The 21215-nt window shown below is 66.6% G+C and carries 19 protein-coding genes; 16 read left to right on the forward strand and 3 right to left on the reverse strand.

The window, feature by feature from the left end; translation table 11 throughout:
* Positions 1–100 precede the first annotated feature (100 nt).
* From AC6JAM_RS12555 to AC6JAM_RS12570, 4 genes are all read left to right on the forward strand, one after another.
* Positions 101–1120, forward strand: a complete 1020-nt coding sequence (locus AC6JAM_RS12555; protein WP_497934792.1) for an acetylxylan esterase — start codon at positions 101–103, stop codon at positions 1118–1120.
* Between the two features lie 315 nt (positions 1121–1435).
* Positions 1436–2575: a 3-deoxy-7-phosphoheptulonate synthase gene (locus tag AC6JAM_RS12560; RefSeq protein ID WP_018768903.1), complete on the forward strand. Its 1140-nt coding sequence runs from the start codon at positions 1436–1438 to the stop codon at positions 2573–2575.
* 154 nt (positions 2576–2729) lie between these two features.
* The gene (locus tag AC6JAM_RS12565; RefSeq protein WP_018768902.1) at positions 2730–2942 is read left to right on the forward strand and encodes a helix-turn-helix domain-containing protein; all 213 of its coding nucleotides are present in this window, start codon (positions 2730–2732) and stop codon (positions 2940–2942) included.
* Between the two features lie 151 nt (positions 2943–3093).
* Positions 3094–3192 carry a 30S ribosomal protein bS22 gene (locus AC6JAM_RS12570; protein ID WP_003792170.1) on the forward strand — a complete coding sequence of 33 codons (99 nt, stop codon included), beginning with the start codon at positions 3094–3096 and terminating at the stop codon, positions 3190–3192.
* A gap of 79 nt (positions 3193–3271) precedes the next feature.
* Here AC6JAM_RS12570 and AC6JAM_RS12575 read toward each other — a convergent pair whose 3' ends face one another.
* Entirely contained in the window at positions 3272–4090 is an 819-nt protein-coding gene (locus AC6JAM_RS12575) for an HAD family hydrolase (RefSeq protein WP_018768901.1), read from the reverse strand.
* Positions 4091–4168: 78 nt separating this feature from the next.
* On the opposite strand from AC6JAM_RS12575, the gene AC6JAM_RS12580 reads away from it, so the two are divergent.
* Complete coding sequence (locus AC6JAM_RS12580) at positions 4169–4423, forward strand: glutaredoxin family protein (protein WP_018768900.1); 255 nt, start codon at positions 4169–4171, stop codon at positions 4421–4423.
* Positions 4424–4516: 93 nt separating this feature from the next.
* On the forward strand, positions 4517–5221 hold the full coding sequence (locus AC6JAM_RS12585) for a redox-sensing transcriptional repressor Rex (protein WP_018768899.1): 705 nt from the start codon (positions 4517–4519) through the stop codon (positions 5219–5221).
* Positions 5222–5334: 113 nt separating this feature from the next.
* On the opposite strand, the gene AC6JAM_RS12590 is transcribed toward AC6JAM_RS12585, so the two are convergent.
* Together AC6JAM_RS12590 and AC6JAM_RS12595 are read right to left on the reverse strand one after the other, a co-directional pair.
* A complete protein-coding gene (locus AC6JAM_RS12590; RefSeq protein ID WP_497934794.1) occupies positions 5335–6135 on the reverse strand; it encodes a hypothetical protein in 801 nt (266 codons plus the stop codon).
* A 208-nt stretch (positions 6136–6343) separates the two neighbouring features.
* On the reverse strand, positions 6344–6892 hold the full coding sequence (locus tag AC6JAM_RS12595) for a YceI family protein (RefSeq protein WP_018768897.1): 549 nt from the start codon (positions 6890–6892) through the stop codon (positions 6344–6346).
* A gap of 215 nt (positions 6893–7107) precedes the next feature.
* Between AC6JAM_RS12595 and AC6JAM_RS12600 the strand changes: the two genes are divergently transcribed.
* The 10 genes from AC6JAM_RS12600 to AC6JAM_RS12645 all read left to right on the forward strand — a co-directional run bounded on the left by AC6JAM_RS12600 (position 7108) and on the right by AC6JAM_RS12645 (position 21212).
* Positions 7108–7788 carry a histidine phosphatase family protein gene (locus tag AC6JAM_RS12600; RefSeq protein WP_142071195.1) on the forward strand — a complete coding sequence of 227 codons (681 nt, stop codon included), beginning with the start codon at positions 7108–7110 and terminating at the stop codon, positions 7786–7788.
* Between the two features lie 35 nt (positions 7789–7823).
* Positions 7824–8402, forward strand: coding sequence for a TlpA family protein disulfide reductase (locus AC6JAM_RS12605; RefSeq protein ID WP_043424873.1), 579 nt, complete (start codon positions 7824–7826; stop codon positions 8400–8402).
* 14 nt (positions 8403–8416) lie between these two features.
* Complete coding sequence (locus AC6JAM_RS12610; RefSeq protein ID WP_268001924.1) at positions 8417–9172, forward strand: cytochrome c biogenesis CcdA family protein; 756 nt, start codon at positions 8417–8419, stop codon at positions 9170–9172.
* Complete coding sequence (gene resB, locus AC6JAM_RS12615; RefSeq protein ID WP_497934797.1) at positions 9172–10929, forward strand: cytochrome c biogenesis protein ResB; 1758 nt, start codon at positions 9172–9174, stop codon at positions 10927–10929. Before AC6JAM_RS12610 ends, resB begins: the two co-directional genes overlap by 1 nt.
* A complete protein-coding gene (ccsB, locus tag AC6JAM_RS12620; RefSeq protein WP_497934798.1) occupies positions 10929–12041 on the forward strand; it encodes a c-type cytochrome biogenesis protein CcsB in 1113 nt (370 codons plus the stop codon). The genes resB and ccsB overlap by 1 nt, the downstream gene beginning before the upstream one ends.
* A 197-nt stretch (positions 12042–12238) precedes the next feature.
* Complete coding sequence (locus AC6JAM_RS12625) at positions 12239–14326, forward strand: Hsp70 family protein (protein ID WP_497934799.1); 2088 nt, start codon at positions 12239–12241, stop codon at positions 14324–14326.
* A gap of 1 nt (position 14327) precedes the next feature.
* Positions 14328–16427, forward strand: coding sequence for a LuxR C-terminal-related transcriptional regulator (locus tag AC6JAM_RS12630; protein ID WP_144601096.1), 2100 nt, complete (start codon positions 14328–14330; stop codon positions 16425–16427).
* Between the two features lie 165 nt (positions 16428–16592).
* Positions 16593–17699: an IniB N-terminal domain-containing protein gene (locus tag AC6JAM_RS12635; protein ID WP_497934801.1), complete on the forward strand. Its 1107-nt coding sequence runs from the start codon at positions 16593–16595 to the stop codon at positions 17697–17699.
* Between the two features lie 154 nt (positions 17700–17853).
* The gene (locus AC6JAM_RS12640) at positions 17854–19722 is read left to right on the forward strand and encodes a dynamin family protein (RefSeq protein WP_497935956.1); all 1869 of its coding nucleotides are present in this window, start codon (positions 17854–17856) and stop codon (positions 19720–19722) included.
* Complete coding sequence (locus tag AC6JAM_RS12645; RefSeq protein ID WP_497934803.1) at positions 19719–21212, forward strand: dynamin family protein; 1494 nt, start codon at positions 19719–19721, stop codon at positions 21210–21212. The genes AC6JAM_RS12640 and AC6JAM_RS12645 overlap by 4 nt, the downstream gene beginning before the upstream one ends.
* Positions 21213–21215: the final 3 nt, after the last annotated feature.

Consider the following 21215-nt stretch of genomic DNA (forward strand, 5'->3'; position numbering starts at 1 on the left):
GGGTGTCCACAGGCCCAGGCGGCGGGATGCCGTCATCGTGCGCTAGAAATAGAGGAGCGTCCCGCTGGGGCGCCAACAACCGAAAGCAGGACGGACAACGATGCCCCTCTTCGACCTACCCCTGGCCCAGCTCCGCAGCTACACCTCCGACGTCACCCCGCCGGAAGACCTGGATGCGTTCTGGGATGCCACCCTGGCGGAGGCCCGTGCCTTCCCGTTGAACCCCGCGTTTGAGCCGGTGGAGAACTACCTGGCACTGATCGACACCTTCGACGTCACGTTCGCCGGCTTCGGCGGGGCACCGGTCAAGGGCTGGCTGCACCTTCCCGCCAACCGGGACGAGGGGGCCCGGCTACCGGTGGTGGTGAACTACATCGGCTATTCCGGTGGCCGCGGCCTGGTCAACCAGGACACGCGCTGGGCGCAGGCCGGGTACGCGCACTTCATCATGGACACCCGCGGCCAGGGGTACGGCGGCACCCTGGGCCACACCGCGGATCCCCACCCCTCGGCGGGGGATGTGGCGCACGCAGGCCTGATGACCCGGGGCATCGCGGCCCGGGAGGACTACTACTACCGCCGGGTCTACGTGGATGCCTTCCGGGCGGTGGAGGCGGCCCAGGCCCACCCCGCGGTCGATCCGTCCAAGGTGGTGCTGGCCGGAGTCAGCCAGGGCGGCGGCCTGGTGGTGGCCACGGCAGGGCTTACCGCGGGACGGCTCGACGGCGTCATCGCCGCGCTGCCCGACGTCCCCTTCCTCCAGGACTTTCCCCGCGCCATCGACATCACCCCGCGCGGGCCGTACCCGGAGATTGCCCAGTTCCTGGCACGCCACCGGGACCGCTATGAGTCCACCCTTGCCGTCCTCAACTACTTCGACGGCGTCAACCTGGCCGGCCGCGCCACCGCCCCGGCACTGTACTCCGCGGCGCTGATGGACGACATCTGCCCGCCGTCCACCGTTTTCGCCAGCTTCAACGCCTACGGTTCCGGATCGGGCGCCTCCTCCGCCAGCGGGGCGGACAAGGAGGTCGAGGTGTACCGGTTCAACAACCATGAAGGCGGCCAGGAACATCACTGGATCCGGCAGCTCCAGTACCTCCGCAAACTCCTCGGCTGAGCCCGGGCAGCGGGCCGGTAAAGCCTAAGCTTGTTCGCGGATCCGCACCTTGTGCGTCCGGATCCGCGAACAAGCCCGGGATGGAATGTGACGGAAGCTGATTTTGCTCCCGCGGCGGCCCGGGTTTATGGTCTTTTCCATGACTAACCGTTGGTATGCGTATTTTTCGTTGGCTCTGGAGGGGCCCGCGTCTAACTGACACGCATCCAGCATTCCTTCAGAGCCAACAGGGCAGAGATTATTCTCTGCCCTTCGCCGTTTCTCCGGCGGGTTCTGAAATCCGGGCCCGCTTCCCATCTGGAACAGGACCCGAACATGAGCACCGCAACAGCACCGGCACAAACCACCTCAAACCAGCGCGCCAGCGACACCAAGTCCACGTCCAACCTGCGCGTCAGCGAGTTCACTCCGCTGCCCACTCCTTCCGACCTCCTCGCGGAACTGCCGCTGGACGCCCGGGCCGCTGCCGTCGTCGAACGCGGCCGCGATGAAGTGCGCGCCATCATGGACGGCGTGGACGACCGCCTGCTGGTCATCGTGGGTCCCTGCTCCATCCACGACCCCAAGGCAGGGCTGGAATACGCCCGCCGGCTGGTCAGCCAGGCGGAGAAGCACAAGGAAGACCTGCTGATCGTCATGCGGACGTACTTCGAAAAGCCGCGCACCACCGTGGGCTGGAAGGGCCTGATCAACGATCCACGGCTGGACGGCACCCATGACATGGTCACCGGCCTCCGCACCGCCCGGCTGTTCCTGCAGCAGGTCACCGCGCTGGGCCTCCCCACGGCAACGGAGTTCCTGGAACCGATCAGCCCCCAGTACATGGCGGACCTGATCTCGTGGGGTGCCATCGGTGCCCGCACCACCGAGAGCCAGATCCACCGCCAGCTCGCGTCCGGGCTGTCCATGCCCATCGGCTTCAAGAACGGGACCGACGGCGGCCTCCAGGTGGCCATCGATGCATGCGGTGCCGCGGCGGCGGCGCAGGCCTTCCTGGGGATCGACGGCGACGGCCGGGCTGCGCTGGTGGCAACGGCTGGAAACCCGGACACCCACGTGATACTGCGCGGCGGCCGCAAGGGACCCAACTACTCAGCGGCCGATGTGGAACGCGCCTCCGGTGAACTGGCAGGCAAGGGGCTGAACCCGCGGCTGATCGTGGATGCCAGCCATGCCAACAGCGGCAAGAGCCACCACCGGCAGGCTGAGGTGGCCCTGGAGATTGGCGCCCAGCTGGAGCAGGGCGGGGCTGCCGCGCGGGCCGTGGCCGGCGTGATGCTGGAAAGCTTCCTGGTGGGCGGCGCGCAAAACCTGGATGTTGCCGAGCACGCGGCCGGACGCGCGGAGCTGGTGTACGGGCAAAGCGTCACGGATGCGTGCATGGACTGGGACGTTTCCGCGTCCGTCCTTGAGCAGCTGGCGGCATCGGCACGGAAGCGGCGGCAGTCAGATTAGGGGCTGAAATAGGGGAAGCACTACTTTCACATCTGCCACATGAACATCTAGAGTATCTTTTTAGGTGGTTGGTGGATGGCTCAGCATCGTAACACCGCATTGGCACGTACCTGGGGTCACTGTTGTCCATCCGTCAGCAAAGGAAAATAGGGAAATGTCGGCAGAACAGAACTTCTCCAACGCGAAGTTCCTGACCGTGGCTGAAGTAGCCGAGGTCATGCGGGTCTCCAAAATGACTGTTTACCGGCTGGTCCACTCCGGCGAAATGCCGGCGGTGCGCTTCGGCCGCTCCTACCGGGTCCCCGAAAACGCCGTCGAACAGTACCTCAGGGGTGCTGTCGTGGAAGGCCACACCGAAACCGCCTGAGGCTGCCTGTCCTGAGCGGCTCCCGATAAGCGGTACCCTGTTAAGGAACGTTTTACGTCATTGTAAGAATCTGTCAGTTGTTCAGTTCGTAGCTTTGTCCACGGACATTCTCCATCAGACAGGTACTGCATCTAGTTTGTAAGGAACTTTCGTGGGTTCAGTTATTAAGAAGCGTCGCAAGCGTATGGCCAAGAAGAAGCACCGCAAGCTGCTTCGCAAGACCCGTCACCAGCGCCGCAACAAGAAGTAGCGATACTTCAAGCAGCGTGGAAATGCCCGTCGCCTTCCAAGGCGGCGGGCATTTCGTTTATGCCTGCAAGAGGTAAGAATTATGCCCGCGGGCCGCGGATGCGGGCGAAGCCCTTCCAGAGGCCGTAGATAGCCCCGCCGAAGGTGGCCGCCTTGAGTCCCAATGTCGCGGCACGGCGGCCTGCGCGGAAATCGTAAACCGGCCAGTTGCGGTCGCGGGCGTGGCGGCGCAGCCTGGCGTCCGGATTGATGGCCACCGGATGGCCCACCAGCGACAGCAGCGGGACGTCGTTGTAGGAGTCGCTGTAGGCCCAGCAGCGCTTGAGGTCCAGGCCCTCATCATCGGCGATGGCCTGCACGGCCACGGCCTTGGCCGAGCCGTGCAGGATGTCTCCCACCAGCCGCCCGGTGTACAGGCCGTCCGAGACCTCCCCCACGGTCCCCAGGGCTCCGGTCAGTCCCAGCCGGGTGGAGATTACGGTGGCCACTTCGATGGGGGTGGCTGTCACCAGCCAGACGCGGCGGCCCACCCTCAGGTGCTGTTGCGCCAGCGCTTTGGTGCCGGGCCAGATCCGGGACGCGATCATCTCGTCATAGACTTCTTCGCCCAGCGCCTTGATGTCATCCACACTGATGCCCACGGCCAGGGTCAGGGCCGAGTCCCGGACGGCATGGACATCGTCCATGTTCTCGCCGCGGGCCACAAACTTGAACTGCTTCCAGGCCATACCCGCCGCCTGCCTCAGGGTGAAGGCTCCCCGCTGGTGCATCTTGCGGGCCACATGGAACAGGCTGGCACCCCGCATCAGGGTGTTGTCCACATCGAAGAACGCCGCCTCGCCGGGCTGCGGCGCAGCAACCGGCCGTGTGACTACGGCGACGTATTTCTCCTGGGGCATGGAGTTGAGTCTAGTCAATCCACTGGCCCGCCGCCGTCGGCGTCAGCCTCACGCCGGGAACGGCGATACCGTTAAGCCATGGCTACACCCCGCGTCGTCCTGGTCACCAAAGCTGACTGCCACCTTTGTGAGGAGGCGCGCGACGCCGTCGGCCGGGTCACTGCCTCATTGGGCCTTACCTGGAGCGAAGAGCTGGTGGACAACCAGCCTGAACTGCGGGAGCGCTACGCCGAAGAGATCCCGGTGGTCCTGGTGGACGGCGTGCAGCGCGACTTCTGGAAGATCGACGAGGTCCGGCTGGCACGCGTGCTGCAGCGCGCCATGGGCCGGTAGGGCAGTGGCGGCAGTTTCTGATGGTCCTGGTTTTGAAGGCATGAGCGGCAGGGACCTAGAGTGGACTCACAACGCGACGCAAGGGAGGTGCGGGTGACATCCCTGGGTTCTTCGCCCCAGTCTGTCCCGGACCTTCCGGATGCCACGGGCGCACTGACCAAGCAGATACCTCCTGCCGCCGTGGCCCGGCTCACCATCTACCTCCGTGCCCTGAACACATTGCTGTCCGAGGGCGTGGAGCGCGTTTCCTCCGAATCCCTGGCAGAAGCCTCCGGCGTCAGTTCTTCAACCCTCCGCAAGGACCTGTCCCATGTGGGGTCCTATGGCACCAGGGGCGTCGGTTATGAGGTGCAGTACCTCAGCCGCCACATCGCCGCCGCGCTCGGACTGACCCACGACTGGAAAGTGGCCATTGTGGGCGCCGGCAACTTGGGCAAGGCGTTGGCACGCTACGGCGGCTTTGAGTCGCGCGGGTTCGATGTGGTGGCCATCTTCGACGCCGACCAGATGGTGGTGGGCAACGAGGTGGGATGGCTGCGCGTCAGCGACGTGGCAGACCTGGAGACCGTCCTGCACCGCACCGGGGCCAACATGGTGGTCCTGGCCCTTCCCGCGGCCGTCGCCCAGGGCGTTTGCGACCGTGTGGTGGCGGCAGGCGTGCGCAGCGTGCTGAGCTTTGCACCCGTGATGCTGCAGGTTCCCGAAGGGGTCAATCTTCGCAAGGTGGACATGGCCACTGAACTCCAAATCCTGGCCTACCACGCCCAGCGGGCCCAGACGCCCGGGCAGACGGCCTAGGGTTTCCCTGGAAGTTTTCCCCCGGCCCAAGTTTTGGCGGACCCGTTAAAGCAGGTGGCCCGGGATGCGAATGATGCATCCCGGGCCGCGTGCAGTGTCAGCGGGCGGAGTGGCTACCGCCCGTACGGGTTGCCGAAGCCGCCCGAATAGGGGTTGGCGAAAGGCTGCTGCTTCCGGAAGTACGGGGCGGCTGCGGGAAGGTAGAGCAGCACGATGGCCGCAATTCCCAGGAGCGTTCCGATGGTGGCAAAGCTGGGGGGACCAAAGAGTCCGAAGACGGACAGTGCAGCGAAGACCGTTCCCAGGATGCGGGCCCAGTTCTTGCCCTTTCGGACGAAGAAGGCCACCAGCAGGTAGAGGGCCACGCCAATGATCGCGAACACCACCAGGGTGCCGGCGATGACCCCCTTAATGTCGTCATAAGTGACTCCACTGGCGCCTCCGGCCGCCATCTGGTCCTCGAATGTCCGCCGGAACACCGGATCATCCAGCTGCGTCAGCCCGGTCAGCAGGGAGATCACGAAGATCACTGCCGACGCGATCAACAGCCAGAACGAGATGTTCACAAGCTGCGGGACGCCGTTGCCTCCGGCCGGCTGCGGCTGCTCCGACGGGTACTGGCCGTAGGGGGACTGCCCGTAGGGCGGCTGGCCGTACTGGGGTGCATTCTGCCCGAACTGGGCGCCATACTGCGGCTGGTTTTGGCCGTACTGCGGCGCTGCCGGCGGCTGGTTCTGGCCGTACTGGGGCGCGTTCTGCCCATATTGCGGGGCGTTCTGGCCATACTGCGGCGCATTCTGCCCGTAGCGGGGCTGCTGCTGGTCTCCGGACTGGGGGCTGCCGGCCTGTTCATGCCCCGGCTGGTCGTTGCTGGGGTCTTGGGGCGACGGGGGCGGGACGGGAGGAGTACTCATGGCGTTCCTTCTGCAGGTCGGGATCCGGGTAGGCTGCCGGGAATCAGTCCTCTGCCTTCCCCCAGCATGGCTTAAGTCCACCGTACCCCCGGCGGGCGGCGTTGTGGGTGATTCAGCGGGTATTGGCGCAGGTGGTTGCCGTTAAACAGGGAACCCCGGCGCCAGGCCGGGCAGGCCTGGTGCCGAGGTTGTGCCCTGGCGGGCGGAACTACGCTGCGGGGGCGATGAAGGCGAGTTCAAGGTTGATGGCAACCTTGTCGCTGACCAGCACGCCGCCGGCTTCCAGGACGGCGTTCCAGGTGAGGCCGAAGTCCTTGCGGCTGATGGTGGTCTCGGCGGAGACGCCGGCGCGGGTGTTGCCGAACGGATCAACGGCAACACCGTTGAATTCGGTTTCCAGAGTCACCGGGCGGGTGACACCCTTGATGGTCAGGTCGCCGGTGAGCTCGTAGCTGTTGCCCTTGGCCACCAGGCCGTTGGATACGAAGGAGATCTCGGGGAACTTCTCCACATCGAAGAAGTCCTCGCCCTTGACGTGGCCGTCGCGGTTGGCGTCGCCGGAGTCGAAGCTGGCGGTCTGGATGGTGGCGTTGATCCTGGACTCAGCCACATCCTGGCCCAGGTCCAGCGTGGCGGCGGCCTCTTTGAACTGGCCGCGGACCTTGCTGATGCCGGCGTGCCGGACAGTGAAGCCGATCTCGCTGTGGGAGTTGTCCAGGGTCCAGGTGCCGGTGGTGACGTCTGCGGGAAGTGCCATGATGTTGCTCCTTGTAAAGGTGTATGTACTGAGGTCCTGCCGTTGAACCTTCATCTGTTGAAGCCTCAACTAACTTGCTGCATCCAGTATAAACATGCATTTGCATGTTTTGTTCCCGTCCACGGAACATTTCTTCAAAAACTTAAGTTCTACTCTTTGTAGAAGGAGCGGCCCGAGATTTCGGATCGCACGCCATCTTTGAGAAACTGGTAAACATGCCCCAAGCCACTGTCCATCTGCTCCGCCACGGCGAGGTCCATAACCCCGAGGGCGTTCTCTATGGGCGGCTTCCCGAATTCCACCTCTCCGAACTGGGGCAGGAGATGGCCCGGACGCTCGCCGAATACTTCCGGCAGCGCGCCGAACGCGGCGCCCGCATCACCTACCTGGCCGCCTCCCCACTGGACCGCGCGCAGGAGACGGCACGGCCGACGTCGGAGGCCCTGCAGCTGCAGATCCACACCGACGAGCGGATCATCGAAGCGGAAAACTACTTTGAGGGCATGAAGGTCACCAAGGCCGAACTCCGCCGGCCCAGGCACTGGCCGCACCTGGTCAACCCGCTGCGCCCCTCCTGGGGCGAACCGTACAAGGAGCAGGCCGCGAGGGTGGCGGCCGCGGCGCAGGACGCCCGGCTGCGGGCCATCGAGCTTGCTGCCGGCGACTTCGGTGCCCACGGCCCCGAGGCGATCCTGGTGAGCCACCAACTGCCGATCTGGGCTGCCCGGCTCAGCGCCGAAGGCCGGCCCCTGTGGCACGACCCACGCAAGCGCGAGTGCACCCTGACGTCCGTCACGTCCCTGGTGTTCGACGACGACGGCTCGCTTTTGCGGGTCGAGTACAGCGAACCCGCGGCGTCCCTTCTTCCCGGTGCCGCCAGCACCCCTGGAGCCTAGAAGTGAGCAACAACAACCTCCCGTCCCGCCGCAGCATGCTCGCCGCCGGCGGCATGGCCCTGACCGCGCTGACCCTGGGCCTCTCCGGCTGTGCCCAGGAGGATGCGCTGGCCAAGCAGGCCAAGGCGGGGGACAACAAGAACTATGTGGCCGGCGACGGCTCCGTGACAGAGTTCGCTGCCGGGGACCGCAAGGAAGCCGTGCAAATCCAGGGTGCGCTTTTCAACGGCACTGCGGTAACCCCGGCCGACTTCAAGGGCAAGGTGAGCGTCCTGAATTTCTGGTTCGCCGCCTGCGCGCCGTGCCGCGTGGAAGCTCCCCTCCTGGAAGCGCTGCACCAGGAGTTCAAGGACCAGGGCGTGCAGTTCTTCGGCGTCAACCTCCGGGACGAGAAACCCACGGCGGAGGCGTTTGAAAAGACCTTCAACCTGACCTACCCGAGCTTTGACGACAAGGACGGAAGCGTCCTGCTGTCCGTGTCCGGCCTGGTACCGCCCGGCGCCGTGCCCACCACCCTGGTCCTGGACAAGCAGGGGCGGGTGGCCTCGCGCGTCCTCGGCGAGATCGAGAAGGGCACCCTGAAAGCCCTCATCACCGCCGCCGTGGCCGAGTAGGGCGGGCCGGGACCGTGAACAGCCCCTTCGCCGAAGCCATCCTCAGCGGCTCCATCCTGCTAGCCATTCCGGTGGCACTGCTTGCCGGACTGGTCTCCTTCCTTTCCCCCTGCGTCCTTCCCCTGGTTCCCGGCTACCTGGGTTACGTCACGGGCCTGAGCGGCGTGGACCTGCAAAAGCAGAAGCGCGGCCGGATGCTGGCCGGGATCGGGCTCTTCGTCCTGGGCTTCTCGGTGATCTTCGTCCTGCTGGGCGGCGCATTCGGCCAGTTGGGCACCCTTATTACCGGCAGCCAGAATGCCTGGATCACCCAGCTCCTGGGGGTCCTGGTGATCATCATGGGCATTGTCTTCATGGGCGGCTTCAGTTGGCTCCAGCGGGACGCCAAGATCCACGCCAAGCCGCCCGCCGGGCTCTGGGGAGCACCGCTGCTGGGCCTGACCTTCGGCCTGGGCTGGGCGCCGTGCATCGGCCCCACCTACTCGGCCGTGCAGCTCCTCAGCCTTTCCGGCGGCTCCTCGGCCGCCAAGGGCGCCTTCCTGGCATTCGTCTACAGCCTGGGACTGGGCATTCCGTTCCTGCTGATCGCGCTGGCCCTGCGCCGCGGAATGGGCGTCATGGCGTTCTTCCGCAAGCACCGCGTTGCCATCCAGCGGACCGGCGGCGGAATCCTGGTGGTGCTGGGCCTGCTGATGGCCACCGGCGTATGGGGAGCCTGGGTGACCGGGCTGCAGTACTGGTTCCAAACCGACGTGAAGTTGCCGATCTGATGAGCGAGCGTGTGAACGTAAAGAAGAAGCAATCCGCCCCCGTAGCGGAGGCAAAAGCCCAGGCCGCCCTTCCGGCCCTGGGCCCCAAGGGCATGCTGCGGTGGGCCTGGACCCAGCTGACCAGCATGCGCACCGCGCTGTTCCTGCTGCTGCTCCTCGCCGTCGCCGCCGTCCCCGGATCCCTGTTCCCGCAGCGGCCCGCCAACCCGGCCGTGGTGACCCAGTACATCAAGGACCATCCGGACTACGGCAAGCTGCTGGACTCCCTGCAGCTCTATGACGTCTACTCCTCGGCCTGGTTCTCGGCGATCTACCTCCTGCTGTTCATCTCGCTGATCGGCTGCGTGGTGCCGCGTGCCATCGCCCACTACAAGGCCATGCGCTCCCAGCCGCCACGGACGCCGCAGCGCCTGTCCCGGCTGCCGGAATACGGCACCCTGGTGATTCCCGCCCGCACCGGCATCCCGGCGTCGGAGGCCATCAACAGTGCGGCCGGACTGCTGCGGAAGCGCGGCTACCGGGTGGAGGTCAGGGACGCCGACGGCAACCGCCCGTCCCTGGGGGCCGAGCGCGGCTTCCTGAAGGAAGTGGGCAACCTCGTCTTCCACACCTCGCTCATCGGCGTGCTGGTGGCCGTGGCCGCAGGCGGCCTGTTCGGCTACAGCGGCCAGCGCATCCTGGTGGAAGGCGACACGTTCGTGAACACCCTGGTGGGCTACGACCAGTTCAACCCGGGCACCAACTTCCAGTCCAGCCAGCTGCAGCCGTACTCGCTCCAGCTGGACAAGTTCAACATCACGTTCGACCGCGAATCCAAGGGCAAGTTCGGCCAGCCCATCGACTTCGCCGCCACGGTGACCACCAAGGAAAACCCGGACGCTCCAGCCAAGCAGGAAATCCTGAAGGTCAACGATCCCGTGACCCTGGGCGGCACCAGCATCTACCTCACCGGCAACGGCTACGCACCGGTGGTGACCGTACGGGACGGCGCCGGCAACGTGGCCATGCAGGGCCCGGTGGTGGCCAAGCTGCAGGGCGATAACTACTACTCGTCCGTGGTGATCAAGGTTCCGGACGCCCAGCCGGACCAGCTGGGGTTCGTGGGCTTCTTCCTCCCCACCGCGTTCGTGACGGACAAGAACGTTTCGTTCAGTGCCGACCCCGAACTGTTCAACCCCCAGCTGACCCTGAACTCCTACTACGGGGACCTGGGCCTGAACACCGGTGCCCCGCAGAACGTCTTCGAACTGGATGTCAAGAACCTGACGCCGCTCAACGCCAGGAACCTGGCGGCCGGCGGCATTACGCTGGCACCCGGCTCCACCTTCACACTGCCGGACGGCAAGGGCACCATCAGTTTCGACGGCGTGAAGCGGTACATCGGCGTGGACGTCCACCACAACCCCGGGCAGGTCTACGCCCTGGTCTTCGCTTTGCTGGCCGTGGCCGGCCTGATCCTCTCGCTCTACGTCAACCGCCGGCGCGTCTGGGTGCGGACGGGCACCGCCGCGGACGGCCGCACCATGGTGGAATACGGACTCCTGGCCCGCGGCGAGGACCACCGCCTCGCCGGGGAGGCGGCAGCGCTCCGGAAACTGTTCTCCGCCGAGTGGCAGTTGCCGGAAGACACCGAAGACACTGGCCAGTCCCAGCAAACTCCCAGCCGGCGGAGCGATAATGTCGCAGGCTCCGCCGCTAATGCCGCAGGCTCCGTCACCACCCCAGCAGGCCCCACCGGGCCCGAAAAGGACCAGTAATGCCATTTGGAATCAATGAAACCATGGGCCAGTACAGCGAACTCTTCATGCTGCTGGCGGCGGGTACCTACACGGTGGCCTTCATCGCCTTCGCCTGGGACCTGGCCAAGAGCAGCAAGGCGCTGCGCGCTGTGGACCTCAAGGCCGCGCAGGCCGGTGCTGCCGCCAAGGTCCCCGTAACCGCCGGCGTTGCTGCCGGAGCAGGGGCGCGCGAAGGATCCCGCGGTGTTGAGGCCCGACTGGACGGGCCGGCCGGACGGGCCGAGCGCCCGTCGTCGTCCGCCGCCAAAGCCAGCGGTGCAGGAACCGGAGGCTTCATGACTGCCGACGGCGACATGAAGTACTCCGCCGAGCGCCGGGTTCCGGCGCGTGTTGCGGTGGCCGTGACCACCCTTGCTGTCGTCATCCACGGCGCCGGCGTGGTCACCAGGGCCCTGGGCGCAGGCCGGGTGCCGTGGGGCAACATGTACGAATTCCTCACCACCGGCGCCTTCCTGGTGGCGGCCGTGTTCCTGCTCTCGCTGATTCGCCGCGACCTCCGCTTCCTGGGCACCTTCGTGGTGGGCCTGGTGATCATCATGCTGGTGGCTGCCTCGGTGGCGTTCTGGACCCCCGTGGGACACCTGGTTCCCGCCCTGCAGAGCTACTGGCTGGTCATCCACGTTTCCATCGCCGTGCTCTCCTCGGCGCTGTTCACCCTGACCTTCGCGATGTCCGCACTGCAGCTGGTGCAGACCCACCGGCAGAAGACCCTGGCCGCCGGCGGTGCCGACAAGCTCGGCTTCATGCGCCTGGTGCCCTCCGCGCTGAGCCTGGAAAACCTGTCCTACCGCATCAACGCCATCGCCTTCATCGGCTGGACCTTCACCCTCATGTTCGGTGCCATCTGGGCGGAAAAGGCCTGGGGCCGGTTCTGGGGGTGGGACACCAAGGAGGTCTGGACCTTCGTGATCTGGGTTGTCTACGCCGGCTACCTGCACGCCCGGGCCACCCGCGGCTGGACCGGAACACGGGCCGCCTGGCTGTCGATCGTGGGCTACCTTTGCGTGATCTTCAACTTCACCATCGTCAACCAGTTCTTCAACGGACTCCACTCCTACTCCGGCCTTTAAACAAGGGCCTTTCGGCCCCTAAAACGGGGGTTTCCGGGTCCTAAAACCGGGGGCGCAGTCGAGAGACGGCAACGGTCCGATAAATAACCATTCGATGTAGCAACAGGGGTGTTCCCCGGTCCTTCGGAAATGCTACGTTGGTGACGTTCCCTGTGATGAAGCTTGCAGGTGGACCACCAGCCTTTCGAGGTACCCCAATGAGCTACGCTCTCGCCGTTGACGTCGGGACCAGTTACACGGCAGCTGCCGTTGTGCGCTTTAACCAAGGTCCCAACGCCGTGCCCGAATGCCTGCCCCTGGGCACGCGTGGAGCGTCTGTGCCCTCCGTGGTGTACTACCCGGAGGAAGGCGCGGTCCTGGTGGGGGAGGCGGCAGAACGCCGAGGACTGGACTCTCCGGAACGCGTGGTCCGGGAATTCAAGCGCCGGATTGGCGACGACGTACCCTTCGTCCTGGGCACCCTGGTCCTGCGGCCGGAGGACGTCTATGCCACCGTTGCCCGCTGGGTGGCGGACCGGGCCAACGAGCGTGAGGGGGGCCCGGCGTCGGCCATTTTCCTGACCCACCCCGCAGCCTGGGGCAACCACCGGCTTTCCGTCGTCCGCGACGCCCTCGCCGCGCATGGCCTGGAGAACGTCACGCTCCTTCCCGAACCCGAGGCCGCAGCCCTGCATTACGCCTCCCAGGTGCGCGTGGAGGAAGGCAGCACCATCGCCGTGTACGACCTCGGCGGCGGCACGTTCGACACCGCCGTGCTGAGGAAGTGCGGCAGCAGCCGCTTTGAGCTCCTGGGGCACCCGGAGGGCATCGAGGACCTGGGCGGCGCCGACTTTGATGCCGCAGTGTTCCGGTACGTGGCTGCGCACACCGGGAACGCCCTGGACGATCTGGACACTGGTGACCCGGCGGTGCTGGGGGCCCTAACCCGGCTCCGCCGCGAATGCGTCGAGGCCAAGGAAGCACTCTCCGCGGACAGCGAATCCACCATTCCGGTGCTCCTGCCCGGCATCCAGCAGCAGATCCGGCTGGTCCGTTCAGAATTCGAGGCGCTGATCGAAGAGCCCGTACGGGAAACAGTGGAGGCGCTGGAGCACTCCCTGGCCCAGCTCCACCTGGTTCCGGCAGACTTGTCCACGGTGCTGTTGATCGGGGGATCGTCCCGGATCCCCCTGGTGGCCCAGGTGGTGTCGGAGGAGCTGGACCGGCCTATCGCTGTGGATGCCGATCCCAAGTCCTCCATCTGCCTGGGGGCGGCAGTGGCAGCCGTCCTCGCCCGCACGGCCGCAGTGGCGGCAGCAGCTGACCCGGCAGAAACTGAAGCGGCCGCCCGGGAGGCGCCGGCCGCCGTCGTACCCTCCGACGTGCCGCCCGCTCCAACCGGCCCGGGCAGGCCCAGTTGGTCGCGGAAATATACGACGGCGGCAGGCGCCCCGGCAGGGCCAGTCGCCGTCCGCGGTGCCCGGCGCGGGGCGCGGGGCGCGCACGCGCCGAAGCCCACCGTCCGCGTGACCGCCGTGGCCGCGGCTGCTGCGGTCCTGACGGTCCTCACGGCAACGGCCGCGCAAAGCCCGGACGGTTTCGGAAGCCTGACTGCCATGTTCGTGCCGCAGGCCGGTGCCAGTACCACGGGAGGCTCCGCCGGCACCGATGCGGGCGGTTCGGACGCCGCCGGTGCAGGGGAGTCAGCAACCCCGGCCGCGGTGGCCCAACCACTCGCGGGCATCGAGGCCAGCGCCAGGAAACCCCTTGCTCCAGGGACCGGACTGGAAGCATCTGCCACGCCCCCCGGCGGGCAGGCGGCCGGCAACGACGGGCCGGCGGCTGGAAGCAGCGCGATTGCTGACGGACCTGTCGTCGCAGCGGCGGCAGTCCCCGATGCGCTTGCCGGCTCCGGGGGGACAACGGGCGGGTCAGGCGTTGCTCCCGAGGCCGTTACGGTGGTTCCCACGCCCGCTTCCGACACCCCGCAGGCAGGCGGTTCCGCCGACCCCACACAGAGTGAAGGCACCCCAACGCCCACCGACTCCGGGACGGCTGACCCGACGACTCCTGCGGCGACTGATTCGCCCACGGCAACTGAATCGCCTACACAGGACGACACCAGCCAGCCCACGCAGACAGAGAGCCCAAGTGCCACAACTGCCCCGGATCCCTCGATGACACCAACGGAGGTGGCCGTGGAAGCTACCGGCAGCCCAGCGCCGCAAGTAACACCGCTTGAACCGGAAACCACGTCCGCCGCAGCCGCCGTTGAAACGGCCACGACCGCCGCTCCGGGGGCCTGAGATGGACGGCCAGCTTCAGGACGGACAATTCCAACGGGAGGAACAACCCGGGGCGGCGTCTACGGGACCGGACCACCAAGGGCACCCGCTGCACGCTGCCGAGCAGATGGCCAAGCAGCTGAAGGGTGCCAACGCCGTGGTGCGGGAACTGCTGCTGGCGCTCTCGGTGGGCTTCGCCTTGCCGGGGCCGCTGCCTGCGGACCTGCAGCAAAAGTTCGGCAGCGGCGGGGCGGAGGATCTCGATGTCCTGGTGGACCGGGCCGAGGCCGCGGGACTGCTTGGGCCGGACGGCACCGTGGTGGGGACGGCGCAACACGCACTGCTGGCTGCCACACCTATTGCCAAGGTGCACGCGCTCCAGCGTGAGCTCGTGGGCGTCTACACGGCCGCCGGACAGCGGTTGGGTAATCTCGCCCGCGAGCTTGCCCGCGGCGGGCTCACCGACCCCCGGGTGGCTGCTGAACTGGAGCTGGCCGCGGACAGTGCGTTGGAGCATAACCCCCGGCTCGCGTCGCAGCTTTACGAGGAGGCCCTCCTGGCGGGCGCCGATCCGGTAGCGACGGCAGCCCGCCGCGCGCAGGCGGCGGCCGGTGATGGTGAGCTTGATGCGGCTGCGCGCATCATTGACACCCTCCTGGTCAGCGCCGACCCGCGGGATGTGCGCCGGGGTGCGGATGTGGCCGCCTCCGTTTGGGCGCAAAGGGGCATGCTGGCCCGCGGGGCCGATGTTTACAACTGGTTGGGCCCCGAGCGTGTGGGCGTATCAGCGCCCCTCGCCGCCGTTGTCCTGATAGGAGTCGGAGACCGGTCTGGGGCGGAGGCGTTCTTCCAGCCCGCCGCGCCGGCAGCTTCCCCCACCCTTCTTGCCGCCACGCTGGTCCAGACGGGGCAGGGGGTCTTCGCATCCCTGGGGGAGAAACCACAACAGGGCATCTCCGTGCTGATCCATGCCTCGGACATGCTGAACTCGGCAGGCATATCGCTTCCGCTGCCGGAAACGCCGGCTGCGCTGGCAGCCCTGCTGGCCCTGCACACCGGTGAGCCGCACCTGGCGGAAACCGTCTGCCGGGCAGCGGCCGCTGCCGGGCAGGGAGGCAATGCCGCACAACCCAGGCTGCTGCTGCTGCAGGCCTGGGCGGACATGATGCAGGACAAACTCGAGGATGCCCGGCTTGCCGCCACGGAAGCCGCCAAGGCCAACCATTGGCCGCTGGTCCCGCGCGACGAGTTCATGTGCGCTGCACTTGAGGTGGGGCTAGCCCGGCGGAACGGTGACGTGCCGGAGCTCCTCAGGGCGTGGGAACGGGCCCGCGAGGCCATGCTCCATACCTCGGTGGACCTCTACAACCTCTTGCCGTGGGGGGAAATGCTGATTGCTGCTGCCCGCCTGCGCGAAACGCGGCGCGTGGCGCACTACCTGGAAGAAGCCTGGAAGCTGCTGGGGCGCCTGGACGAACCCGCGCTGTGGGCCGTTCCCCTGCACTGGGCCGGCGTCCAGGCCGCACTGCTGAATGAAAGCCCCGCCGATCTTGCTCCGCATGCCACTGCGCTGGCCCGGGCCTCCGTCCACAGCCAGCTTGCCGCAGTCTTGGCCACCGCGGGAAAGGCCTGGGTTTCGGTGCTCGCCGGCCGCTTCCGTACTGCCGACGTGGAGGGCGCGGCCCGGCTGCTGGGCGCTGTAGGAATGCCCTGGGAGGGTGCAAGGCTGGCCGGCCACGCTGCCGCACGTGCTGACGAGCGGCGGGACATGATGCGCCTGCTGTCCTGCGCCCGGGACCTCCACCCGCAGGGCAACCCGGCCGGTGCCGCGTCAGGAGCCGCCATCCAGGCAGGAACCCCCGCCGACAACGGCGGCAGGGCGCACCAGCCGGACGGCTCCGGACTGAGTGAGCGGGAAAAGGAAGTTGCCAGGCTGGTGCTTGAGGGCAAAACCTACCGGGAAATCGGTGAGGCCATCTACATCTCGCCCAGGACGGCAGAACACCACATTGCCCGGATACGCCGCCGCCTGGGCGCCGAAAACCGGTCTGACCTGCTGGCCCGTTTACGGGTGGCCTTGGGCGTTGAGAATTCCCAGCACATGAACCCGCAACAGGAGTAGTCCCTAATGCCCCTAGCCGCGGACCCGGGAGCACCCCGGCACGGCTTCCACCGGTAGGGGGAATGCGCCCGATGCCCAGTCTCCGGCAGCGAACCTAGTTTTGAAGCAGCCAGACACGTTCCGCCGGATGATCCGCAACTCGACGAAGATGTGAGGACCACTCATATGCCAACACTCGCAAACGACCTTGTTCAATTCCTGATGCACCTCTTTGGCAGCCGCAAGGCAATCCAGGCGTTCCTGGACAACCCGGAGAAGACGCTGGCCGAACACGGCCTGGGCAACGTGTGCTTGGCCGACGTTGACGCTGCAATGCCTGTTGTCCTCGACTACGCTCCCATCACCGTCAACGCCTCGTCGTTCGAACGCGAATACAACACAGGCGGCAGCAGCGCATGGGCGGGCGCAGGTGCGTCGGCTGGCTCTGTGTCAGCGGGTTCTGTGGGGGGCGCAACAGCCATCCACGCCGGAAGCCAAGGAATGGTACATGGCATCCCGAACTACGACCAGGACGACCACGCCCACGCAGTACAGCAACTGCACAACGTGATAAACCACTTCTCCTACACCACCAGCACCACCACGGTTGACGACCGGGACACCATGACCGACCAGTCCGTCAACCAGAACATCTGGGCGCACGGAGACGTGGAGCAGTGGTTCGACAACGACGCCGTGGTGGCCACCGGGGACCGGGCCGTCGCCGCCGGCGATGACGCCGATCTCAGGGACTCGAACAACATCAGGGATTCCTACAACACCGATAACTCCACGGATAACTCCATCCACGCCGGCGGGGACGTCGGCATCGGCAATGAGGAGACTGACATCTCGGACTCCTTCAACACCGACGTCGGCCTGGATGTTGACGACTCCTTCAACGACAACTCCGACAACTCCGACTACTCGGACCATTCGGACCACTCCGTCAGCACCGATACTGACCTCGATGTCCGCGACTCGTTCAACGACAATTCCGACAACTCCACCCAGGCCTCGGTGGAGGTGGAGGACTCCTTCAACCAGGACAGCTCCAGCACCACGACGCTGGAAGATTCGTTCAACCAGGACAACTCCACCGCCAGCACAGTGGATGTCAACGTGGAGGACTCCTTCCAGGACAATTCGGCCACGAGCATCGTGGAGGACAACGTGGTGGTGGCAGACAACCAGTTCGATTTCACGGAGGACAATTCCAGCCACACCGATATCGACCAGGACAACCACACCACCATCGACGATTCAGTGGTTGACGACTCCACCGTCCTGTAACACGCTGTTTCCGGGAGGCGAACCGCCCGGCAGGAGGCATCCCACCTTCTGCCGGGCTCTTCCCGTATTACCGAAGGCGCACTGGACACATTTTCCGCACTGGAACGAGGGGCACGCTGTGGCAGAAGCAGGACCGGCAAGGGCAGCGGGGCCCATGACGGCCGGCCAGCTGGTGAGGCTTGTTGACGAGGGCCTGCAGCTGGTGGGCGGCGGGGAGCGTGCGGACCTGCGCAGGAGGCTGGAGCAGGCCATGGCACGGCTGCAGGATCCCAGCATCCGGGTGATTGTGGTGGGGGAGTTCAAACAGGGGAAGAGCAAGCTCATCAATGCCCTGGTGAACGCGCCGGTGTGCCCGGTGGATGACGATATTGCCACCTCGGTTCCCACCATCGTCCGCTATGGTGAACCGGCCTCGGCCGCCGTGCTGGTCCCGGCAGCTGAAAAGGCGCCCGGGGAGGCTGCCGCCGACGGCCGGGAAGGAAACGTTGAGCGCCGGCCCGTCGACCTGGCAGAACTGCCGGCCCTCGTCTCGGAGCAGGGCAATCCGGGAAACAGCCTGAAGCTTGCGGCCGCGGAGGTCTGCCTGCCCCGACGGATCCTCACCGGTGGGCTCACCATCATCGATTCCCCTGGGGTGGGCGGCATGGGCTCCACCCACACCCTCACCACCCTTACCGCCCTTCCCACCGCGGATGCCATGCTGCTGGTCTCGGACGCCTCCCAGGAATACACGGAACCGGAACTGCGGTTCCTGCGCCAGGCCATGCGGATTACGCCCAGCGTTGCAGCCGTCCTTTCCAAGACGGACCTCTACCCGGACTGGCGCCGCGTAGGGGAACTGGACAGGACACACCTGGACCAGGTGGCACCGGACATTCCCCTGTTTCCCGTCTCCGCGGACCTCCGCCTTGAGGCCTCCCGGCTCCAGGACAGCGAGCTCAACGCGGAATCGGGCTTTCCCGGCCTGGTGGCCCATCTGCGCAACGATGTGGTGGGCAAGGCGCAGCGCATCCAGCGCCGCTCCGTCAGCCAGGACCTGCTGTCCGTGACGGACAACCTGCGGCTGTCCCTGCAGTCCGAGCTTGAGGCCCTGGAGAACCCTGCGGGTACGCCGCAGATGCTCGCGGACCTTGAGCAGGCGAAAACAGAGGCGGACGACATGCGGAAACGGTCTGCGCGCTGGCAGCTGACCCTCAGCGACGGCATCAACGACCTCATTGCCGACATGGAATACGACCTCCGGGACCGCCTGCGCCGGATCCAACGGGAAGCCGAGTCGGCCATCGACCAGGGCGATCCCGGGCCGGTCTGGACGGAATTTTCCCAGTGGCTCGAAGATTGCGCCGCCGCGGCGGTGTCGGACACCTTTGTCTGGACCAGCGAGCGGTCGCAGTGGCTGGCGGCGCAGGTGGCGGAACATTTCGCTGCCGACGAAGTATCGCTGCCCGTCCTGCACGTTGCCGATTCAGGGGACGCGCTGGATCCGGTGGACCAGATGGCGGAACTGGACCCGGGCCGGGTCAACCCAATCCAGAAAGTCCTGATCGGCATGCGCGGCTCCTATGGCGGCGTTCTGATGTTTGGCCTCCTCACAGGTATTTTCGGGATGGCCCTGATCAATCCCCTGTCGGTAGGCGCCGGACTGCTGCTGGGGCGCAAGGCCTACCGGGAGGACAAGGAAACGCGGCTCAAGCGGCGCCAGGGCGAGGCCAAGGCGCTGGTGAGGCGCCAGCTCGACGACGTGACGTTCCAGGTGGGAAAGCAGCTCAAGGACAGGCTGCGCCTGGTCCAGCGGACCATCCGGGACCACTTCACCGACATCGCGGACGAGTACCACAGGTCATTGTCGGATTCGGTGGCCGCGGCCCAGAAGGCCGCCAAATCGTATGCCGAGGAGAGGGAAGGGCGGATCCGGGAGATCAGGGCCGAACTCAAAAAAGTGGATGCGCTGCACCGGGCCGCGGAAGCCGTGGCCGCGGAGGTCATGGCCGCCGGGACCCGTGCCGGGGCGGGCGTTGTATGACGCCGTCCACCACGGCCGGGGCAGCCGGACTGATCCGGGAAGCGCTGGAGGTCTACGGCGACGACACCCAGGCTGCCGAAGCGCTGCGCGGCTACGCGCGGCGGCTTGCCGAGCCATTGCGGATTGCCATTGCCGGCATGGTGAAGGCAGGAAAATCCACGCTCCTCAACGCCATCATTGGTGAGGAGATCGCGCCGACGGACACCGGCGAATGCACGCGGATCGTCACCTGGTACCGGCACGGCCACACTCCCCGCATCACGCTCCACCCCGTCACTGGGGAGCCCCGGAACCTGCCGTTGAAACGCGTGGACGGGCGCCTGGTCTTCGCCCTCGACGGCGTCGAGGCGGAGGAAGTGGAACGGCTCGACGTCGAATGGCCTGCGCCGGCCCTGCAGGCCATGACGCTGATCGACACCCCCGGCATCGCTTCCGTGTCCCAGGACGTGTCCGCACGGTCCATACGTTTCCTGGCTCCGGAGGATTCGGCGTCGGAAGCTGATGCTGTCATCTACCTGATGCGCCACATGCACGCGTCCGATCTGAGGTTCCTGGAATCCTTCCGCGACACCGCGGCGGGCCGCTCGGGTACGGTCAACGCCATCGCGGTGCTGTCCCGTGCCGACGAGGTGGGAGCCGGACGGATCGACTCCCTGTTGTCCGCCGGCAGCATCGCGGAAAGGTACAGCCGGGACCCCAACCTCCGGAAGCTGGCACTGGGCGTTGTCCCGGTGGCCGGACTCCTGGCCCAAAGTGCCCGCACCCTGCGCCAGCCGGACTTTGAAGCCCTCCAGTTGCTGGCCACCCTGGACCGGGCCGCGCGCGAACGGATGTTGCTGTCCGCCGACAGGTTCCGCCGGTCCAGGGAACCCGTGGCACTGACGGAAGAGGCACGGTCCTCACTGCTGGAGCGCTATGGGCTTTTCGGTATCCGGCTGGCCGTGGTCCTTATCCGCAATGGCTACCCCGAGCCAACGCCCCTGGCCCATGAGCTGGCCCGGCGCAGCGGCCTGGATCCGCTGTTGGAGGTGCTGGACCGGCAGTTCCAGGCGCGGGCGGAAGCGTTGAAGGCCAGGACCGTGCTGGTGGCGGTGGGGAACCTCCTGGACACCCGGCCCCGCGAGGGAACGCAAGAGTTGGCGGCGTCCCTGGAGCGCGTCCAGGCCAACGCGCATGAGTTCCGCGAACTCCGGCTGCTGGCGGCCCTGCGCACTGCCGGAGTGGACCTGGCTCCCGAACTGGCGGCGGAAGCTGAACGGCTCATTGGCGGCCGCGGCGCGGCGGCATCCCTGCGGCTCGGCATGGCGCCTGACTCCGGTCCGGACGTGCTGGCCGCTGAGGCGCGGCGCTGCCTGGCGCGGTGGCGCAGGGTTGCTGAAAGCCCGCTGACGGCCAGGTCCGCTGTTGAAACGTGCCGGGTGGTGATCCGCAGTTGCGAGGGTGTCCTTGCGGATTTCGCAGCCAGGGACGCCCAGGCGCAGTCAGCGTAGGGC

It is taken from the genome of Arthrobacter sp. GmRoot5-12, from assembly GCF_059739365.1.

Bases quoted from the DNA above. Each gene is read 5' to 3' on its own strand.
- AC6JAM_RS12640 (WP_497935956.1), top strand. From the start codon at position 17,854: ATGACGGCCGGCCAGCTGGTGAGGCTTGTTGACGAGGGCCTGCAGCTG.
- AC6JAM_RS12595 (WP_018768897.1), bottom strand. From the start codon at position 6,892: ATGGCACTTCCCGCAGACGTCACCACCGGCACCTGGACCCTGGACAAC.
- AC6JAM_RS12600 (WP_142071195.1), top strand. From the start codon at position 7,108: ATGCCCCAAGCCACTGTCCATCTGCTCCGCCACGGCGAGGTCCATAAC.
- AC6JAM_RS12605 (WP_043424873.1), top strand. From the start codon at position 7,824: ATGCTCGCCGCCGGCGGCATGGCCCTGACCGCGCTGACCCTGGGCCTC.
- AC6JAM_RS12590 (WP_497934794.1), bottom strand. From the start codon at position 6,135: ATGAGTACTCCTCCCGTCCCGCCCCCGTCGCCCCAAGACCCCAGCAAC.
- AC6JAM_RS12565 (WP_018768902.1), top strand. From the start codon at position 2,730: ATGTCGGCAGAACAGAACTTCTCCAACGCGAAGTTCCTGACCGTGGCT.
- AC6JAM_RS12635 (WP_497934801.1), top strand. From the start codon at position 16,593: ATGCCAACACTCGCAAACGACCTTGTTCAATTCCTGATGCACCTCTTT.
- AC6JAM_RS12555 (WP_497934792.1), top strand. From the start codon at position 101: ATGCCCCTCTTCGACCTACCCCTGGCCCAGCTCCGCAGCTACACCTCC.
- AC6JAM_RS12630 (WP_144601096.1), top strand. From the start codon at position 14,328: ATGGACGGCCAGCTTCAGGACGGACAATTCCAACGGGAGGAACAACCC.
- AC6JAM_RS12645 (WP_497934803.1), top strand. From the start codon at position 19,719: ATGACGCCGTCCACCACGGCCGGGGCAGCCGGACTGATCCGGGAAGCG.
- AC6JAM_RS12580 (WP_018768900.1), top strand. From the start codon at position 4,169: ATGGCTACACCCCGCGTCGTCCTGGTCACCAAAGCTGACTGCCACCTT.
- AC6JAM_RS12575 (WP_018768901.1), bottom strand. From the start codon at position 4,090: ATGCCCCAGGAGAAATACGTCGCCGTAGTCACACGGCCGGTTGCTGCG.
- resB (WP_497934797.1), top strand. From the start codon at position 9,172: ATGAGCGAGCGTGTGAACGTAAAGAAGAAGCAATCCGCCCCCGTAGCG.
- AC6JAM_RS12560 (WP_018768903.1), top strand. From the start codon at position 1,436: ATGAGCACCGCAACAGCACCGGCACAAACCACCTCAAACCAGCGCGCC.
- ccsB (WP_497934798.1), top strand. From the start codon at position 10,929: ATGCCATTTGGAATCAATGAAACCATGGGCCAGTACAGCGAACTCTTC.
- AC6JAM_RS12625 (WP_497934799.1), top strand. From the start codon at position 12,239: ATGAGCTACGCTCTCGCCGTTGACGTCGGGACCAGTTACACGGCAGCT.